The sequence below is a fragment of the Streptomyces sp. OR43 genome, assembly GCF_008042275.1.
Taxonomy (GTDB): domain Bacteria; phylum Actinomycetota; class Actinomycetes; order Streptomycetales; family Streptomycetaceae; genus Streptomyces.
Genome location: NZ_RDBK01000057.1, coordinates 1 through 4,925 on the forward strand (window position 1 = coordinate 1; position 4,925 = coordinate 4,925).

11 protein-coding genes are annotated in these 4,925 nt (G+C 68.9%); all 11 read left to right on the forward strand.

Annotation, left to right across the window (positions count from 1 at the left end; translation table 11 throughout):
• On the forward strand, nucleotides 1–711 hold a 711-nt coding region (locus tag EAO72_RS40230), incomplete at its 5' end, for a hypothetical protein (RefSeq protein WP_148022343.1).
• A 19-nt stretch (nucleotides 712–730) separates the two neighbouring features.
• Nucleotides 731–1,582, forward strand: coding sequence for a phage major capsid protein (locus EAO72_RS40235; protein WP_148022344.1), 852 nt, complete (start codon nucleotides 731–733; stop codon nucleotides 1,580–1,582).
• 54 nt (nucleotides 1,583–1,636) lie between these two features.
• Nucleotides 1,637–2,014: a hypothetical protein gene (locus tag EAO72_RS40240; protein WP_148022345.1), complete on the forward strand. Its 378-nt coding sequence runs from the start codon at nucleotides 1,637–1,639 to the stop codon at nucleotides 2,012–2,014.
• On the forward strand, nucleotides 2,014–2,370 hold the full coding sequence (locus EAO72_RS40245; RefSeq protein ID WP_148022346.1) for a hypothetical protein: 357 nt from the start codon (nucleotides 2,014–2,016) through the stop codon (nucleotides 2,368–2,370). The genes EAO72_RS40240 and EAO72_RS40245 overlap by 1 nt, the downstream gene beginning before the upstream one ends.
• 2 nt (nucleotides 2,371–2,372) lie before the next feature.
• Nucleotides 2,373–2,753: a head-tail connector protein gene (locus tag EAO72_RS40250; RefSeq protein ID WP_148022347.1), complete on the forward strand. Its 381-nt coding sequence runs from the start codon at nucleotides 2,373–2,375 to the stop codon at nucleotides 2,751–2,753.
• A complete protein-coding gene (locus EAO72_RS40255) occupies nucleotides 2,753–3,091 on the forward strand; it encodes a hypothetical protein (RefSeq protein WP_148022348.1) in 339 nt (112 codons plus the stop codon). The genes EAO72_RS40250 and EAO72_RS40255 overlap by 1 nt, the downstream gene beginning before the upstream one ends.
• Complete coding sequence (locus EAO72_RS40260; protein ID WP_148022349.1) at nucleotides 3,088–3,411, forward strand: HK97 gp10 family phage protein; 324 nt, start codon at nucleotides 3,088–3,090, stop codon at nucleotides 3,409–3,411. The genes EAO72_RS40255 and EAO72_RS40260 overlap by 4 nt, the downstream gene beginning before the upstream one ends.
• Complete coding sequence (locus tag EAO72_RS40265; protein WP_148022350.1) at nucleotides 3,411–3,629, forward strand: hypothetical protein; 219 nt, start codon at nucleotides 3,411–3,413, stop codon at nucleotides 3,627–3,629. Before EAO72_RS40260 ends, EAO72_RS40265 begins: the two co-directional genes overlap by 1 nt.
• Nucleotides 3,622–3,816: a hypothetical protein gene (locus tag EAO72_RS40270; RefSeq protein ID WP_148022351.1), complete on the forward strand. Its 195-nt coding sequence runs from the start codon at nucleotides 3,622–3,624 to the stop codon at nucleotides 3,814–3,816. Before EAO72_RS40265 ends, EAO72_RS40270 begins: the two co-directional genes overlap by 8 nt.
• Complete coding sequence (locus EAO72_RS40275; protein ID WP_148022352.1) at nucleotides 3,817–4,248, forward strand: hypothetical protein; 432 nt, start codon at nucleotides 3,817–3,819, stop codon at nucleotides 4,246–4,248.
• Nucleotides 4,249–4,258: 10 nt separating this feature from the next.
• A complete protein-coding gene (locus tag EAO72_RS40280; RefSeq protein WP_148022353.1) occupies nucleotides 4,259–4,849 on the forward strand; it encodes a phage tail tube protein in 591 nt (196 codons plus the stop codon).
• Nucleotides 4,850–4,925: the final 76 nt, after the last annotated feature.

Here is a 4,925-nt window from a genome sequence, read left to right on the forward strand (position 1 = left end):
CCCCCGGCCGCACCGACTCCGCCAGAGCCGGCCGCACCCACCACCGCCACAACTCCCGAACCGGCCACCGAGCCGACCAGCGAACCCAAGGCCAAGGCGCCCAAGTTCGAAGGCGACTTCGATCCCGCACGGTTCGAGAAGCTCGTCGAAAACCTCCGAGGCGACGTCGCAGCCGAAAAGGCCAAGCGCGAAGCCCTAGAGCAGAAGGCCAAGGACGACCAGGACACCCTCATGAAGCGGGTGGCCAAGGCGTTCGGGCTGGAAACCGACGAAGCGAAACCGCCCACCCCCGAAGAGCTCGCCCAGCAACTGGCCGTGGAGCAGACCCGGACCAAGGCGTCCGACGATCGCGCCCGTCAGACAGAGGTCGAACTCGCCGTCTACAAAACGGCATCGAGGCACGGCGGCGACCCCGACGCACTCCTCGACTCCCGCGCTTTTGCCAACGCCATCGCCAAGCTCGACCCCAGCTCAGACGGGTTCGACACCGCGGTCGGCGATGCGGTGAAGGCGGCAGTCGAGGCCAACTCCAAGCTCGCGGCCAAGGCGCCGAAGCAGGAGCCGGAGCCCACCCCCGCAGGTGGAGCGCCGATGGACGGGGCTGGCGGTGGAAAGCGGCAACTGGGTGCAGCGGATGTGGCGCGCATGACCCCCGAAGAACTCGCAAAGGCCGTAAAGGACGGACGCTTCAAGTCCTACCTGGGCGGCTGACATGCCCTAGGAGCCTCCGTTGTCCATCGCCAACTTCAAGCCGGAGCTGTGGAGTGCGCTCACCCTCGACGCGCTCCGCAACTCGCTTGTCTACGCCCAGCCGCAGCTCGTCAACCGCAACTACGAGGGCGAGATCAGCTCTCAGGGCCAGTCGGTGCACATCACGACGATCGGCGACCCGACGATCGGTGACTACGCGCCCGGCGACACGATCTCCTACGAGGACATCGAGACCGCCGGCACGGACCTCGTCATCGACCAGGGCAAGTACTTCGCCTTCAAGATCGACGACGTGGACAAGGCGCAGGCGCTCACGAACCCGATGACACAGATGGCGCAGAACGCCGCCTACGGTCTCCGCGACAAGGCCGACGCCTACGTTGCGAACCTGTACACCGGCGTCGCCGCCGCGAACACCGTCGGGACGTCAGGCTCCCCCATCTCCCTCGCGTTGGCGACGGACGCCTACGACAAGGTCCTCGTGCCGCTGCGCGCCAAGCTCGACCGCGCCAACGTCCCCACCGAAGGGCGCTACTTCGTTGGGAGCCCCGAGTTCGAGGGCGCCCTCCTTCGCGACGACCGGTTCGTCCGCGTCGACGCCTCTGGTGGCGAGCAGGGCCTCCGCAACGGCATGACGGGGCGCGCGGCCGGCTTCGACATCCTCAAGTCGAACAACACCCCCAACCCGACCGGCACCGTCCAGGTCATGCAGGTCGGCTACCCGGGCGCCATCACCTACGCGGACCAGATCCTGGAGACCGAGGCGCTGCGCCTCCAGTCGACGATCGCCGACGCCATCCGTGGTCTCCACGTGTACGGCGCGAAGCTCCTGCGCCCGACCGGCATTGCTGTGGCGTTCGTCCAGCCGTGACCTTCCGGCGTGATCCTCGTCACCGCATCCGACCCTGACTCCGGGAGCCCTCCCATGGCACGCACAGCCGTCAACTACACCCCGCTCGTCCCCAACGGTCACCTCACCGATCCGGCGGGGACGACCATCGACTCCACGCTCGTCACGAACGGTGTCGTCATCAACGCCGCCGACCCCGAGCGCACTGTCATCCGCGTGACGAACACCTCCGGCGCGGCGAAGGCCGTCACTGTCAAGGCCGGCGCCGGCTCCCATGCGTGGTTGGCAGGCCAGGGCGACTCGGTCACCACGGTCGCCCTCACGACCGGTGTCGAGTGGCTCGGCCCGTTCACGTCGGCCCGGTTCCAGCAGAAGGGCACGAAGTTGTACGTCGACTTCGCTTCCGGCACGACCGGCACCATCACCGTCTTCAAGCTCCCGAAGGCGTACTGATGGTGACCCGCGAGTACCAGGGTGCGGGCGGCCTGCGCCTCCACCTGGACGAGCCGCTGTCCGACGAGATGCGCAAGCAGATCGCCCGCGGCCACCTCGTCCCCGTCGACGACGCCCCTGAAGCCGAGCCCGTCAAGAAGGCCCCGGCCAAGGCAGAGACGGCGGTCGAAGAGGCTCCGAAGCGGCCGGGTGCGAACGCCAAGGCGGAGACGTGGCAGGCCTACGCCATCGCCCTCGGCATGGACCCGGAGCAGGCCAAGGACGCCACCAAGGCTGACTGCCAGGACTACGCCCAGGTCGTCGAAGAGGCCCGCGCCGCCGAGCAGTCGGGCGACACCACCGAGACGACGGAGTAGCGGTGGCCTACGCGTCCGAAGCCGACCTCGCGGCATGGCTCGCCCCTGAGCCTGCGCCGGCGAATGCGGCACGCCTGCTGGAGCTGGCGTCGACTGCGGTCGACGTCGCTCTGTACGGCGTCGCATACGACCCGGATGACCCGGAGGTGCAGGCCGTTCTCGCTAAGGCGACGGTTCGGCAGGCGCATTGGGTGATGGAGCGGGACGACGAGACGGGCGCGCAGGACGACGTGCAGGCCATGTCGACGGGCAAGCGGTCATTCAGCCGCTTCGCCCGCAGCGGCGGGTCGACCTCGTCGGCCGCTCCGCGCCTGGCGCCGGGCGCTGTGGATGTGCTGCGGGTGGCTGGGCTGCTCGTCATCTATCCGCTGGTGGTGGGCTGATGCCGGGCAACATCGGCCGCCAGACCGTGATCCTCCTCGACGCCCCGCTCGTGGCGGGCGACTACAACGTGGAGACCCGCGACTGGGCGCACGCCACAGACACGGTGGTGTACGGCTGCACGATCGACTACGCCGCCGCCACCGAGTCCAAGACGGCAGGCGACCAGACCATCACCACCGCCGAGCTGTTCATGCCTCGCCGCGCCCCCAAGGTCTCGGAGTGGCAGCGGGTGCGGTGGGACGGGCGGACGTGGGAGGTCGACGGCGTACCCGACGACACCCAGCAGTCCGGGCCCCTGTCCGGGCAGGCCGTGCGGCTACTGGAGGTCGCCGGATGAGCAGCGACGTGGAGATCTACGACGACGCCATCGACACTCTCGTCTTCCTCCCCGAGGTGCAGGCGGATCTTGGGGCCCGCATGGACCGGGTGGTGGAAGTCGCCAAGGCCAACGCGCCGGTCGACACCGGCCTGTACAGGGCCACAATCCACCGCGCTGCGCAGCCCGACGAGGACGGGGCGGTTCATGTTGACGCACCCGTCCACTACGCGATCTACGTCGAGTTCGGCACCCGCCAGACCGACCGCAACGGCAGGCGTATCCATCTGCCTCACCACGTACTTGGCAACGCACTCGACGCCGCAGGAGGCGACCACTGATGAACGCCGCAGAGGCCATCGCACGCCGCTTCCACGAGACCTACGAGGAACTCGCGCCGGACCACGGCTACACCACCCGAGAGGCCTCGCGTAAGCCCTGGTCGGACGTGCCCGACCAGAACAAGAACCTGATGATCGCCGTCGTCTCTCAGCTCCTGGCCGAGGGCGTCGTTCGGTCCGCCCACGGCGACACCCTCAAGGAGGCCCACGATGGCTGACACGGACCTGATCAAGATGAAGTTGACGTTCCCTCGCGGCAAGCAGCAGCCCGGCGAGATCGTCGACGTCCGCGCCGACGAGGTGCACCGGTGGAAGGGGTTCGCCGTCGAGGTCGACGAGCCGAAGCCGGCCACGAAGGCGAGCACGCCGGCCGCGCCCGCCGAGCAGTCGAAGGCCGCCAAGTAGATGACGGTCCCGCTGGTCCTCCCCGACTCCAAGCAGGTCGCTATCGATCTGCTGACCGCCGCCATGCCCGGTGTGCGTGTGGTGGGGCGCCTGCCCGAGGGTGCTGCGCTGAACGGCGCGGTCCCGGCGGTTCGGGTGCTGCGGGTGGGCGGGACAGCGGACATGCGCGGCTGGTCCGACCCTGCCACCCGCGACCGGCCCCGGTTCTCCATCGACTGCTACGACGTGTCCGAAGGTGCGGCGATGCGTCTCGCGATGCGGGTCCGCGCCGAGTGGGAGCTGCTGCCCGGCCGCAGCACCGACACCGGCACCGTCACCGGCATCTCCGAGGAGACCGGCCCGCAGGACCGGCCCGAAGACCCGAACTCCGACATCAGCCGTGTCGGCATGATCCTGGGGATGAGCGTCCGCCCACCCCTCCCGAACAGCTAGGAGGCCCGTCGTGGGCGACTCTGCGAACATCATCGTCGGCACAGCGGGCAAGGCTTACGCCGCTGAGGTCGGCAGCACCTTCCCTCTCGGCCCTGAGGTCGCGTGGGGTGCCGACTTCACCGACATGGGGTTCATCACCCCGGACGGTCTCGAAGAGGCCCTGGCCGAGGAGCGGACCCAGCTCGACGCATGGGGTGAGGACGCCCCCGTCGTCGACCTCGCGAAGAAGAGGACTCAAACTTTCAAGCTGACGTTCCGGGAGACCACCGCGCAGCTCCTCGCCCTGTACTACCAGGTGCAGATGGCGTCCATGACGTCGACCGCGGCGGTGACGACACCGGCCCCGCTGAAGCAGTTCCTCAGCTTCGGCTCCGGCTCGACGCAGGACACGGTGGAGATCGCGCTGGGTCTCGACGTCATCTACGGCGGGAAGCGGCACCGCATCATGATCGCCCGCGCGGGTGTGTCCGACCGCGGCGCGCTCAAGCACTCCGCCGACGACAGCAGCAACTACGAGCTGACGTTCACCGCGCTCGCCGCGCCGGGCGGTGCGCAGTCCGTGCAGCACTTCATCACGGACGTCCCCCTGCCCACCCCGTAACCCCCGACTGGTGGTCCGTCGCGCTCATCTCCTGGGCGGGGGCGGCACGACGGACCACCAGTCGGGGGTTACGGGG

What these genes read in the sequence shown, in the direction of transcription:
- EAO72_RS40240 (WP_148022345.1), top strand. Translation starts at nt 1,637, where the DNA reads ATGGCACGCACAGCCGTCAACTACACCCCGCTCGTCCCCAACGGTCAC.
- EAO72_RS40245 (WP_148022346.1), top strand. Translation starts at nt 2,014, where the DNA reads ATGGTGACCCGCGAGTACCAGGGTGCGGGCGGCCTGCGCCTCCACCTG.
- EAO72_RS40255 (WP_148022348.1), top strand. Translation starts at nt 2,753, where the DNA reads ATGCCGGGCAACATCGGCCGCCAGACCGTGATCCTCCTCGACGCCCCG.
- EAO72_RS40260 (WP_148022349.1), top strand. Translation starts at nt 3,088, where the DNA reads ATGAGCAGCGACGTGGAGATCTACGACGACGCCATCGACACTCTCGTC.
- EAO72_RS40265 (WP_148022350.1), top strand. Translation starts at nt 3,411, where the DNA reads ATGAACGCCGCAGAGGCCATCGCACGCCGCTTCCACGAGACCTACGAG.
- EAO72_RS40270 (WP_148022351.1), top strand. Translation starts at nt 3,622, where the DNA reads ATGGCTGACACGGACCTGATCAAGATGAAGTTGACGTTCCCTCGCGGC.
- EAO72_RS40275 (WP_148022352.1), top strand. Translation starts at nt 3,817, where the DNA reads ATGACGGTCCCGCTGGTCCTCCCCGACTCCAAGCAGGTCGCTATCGAT.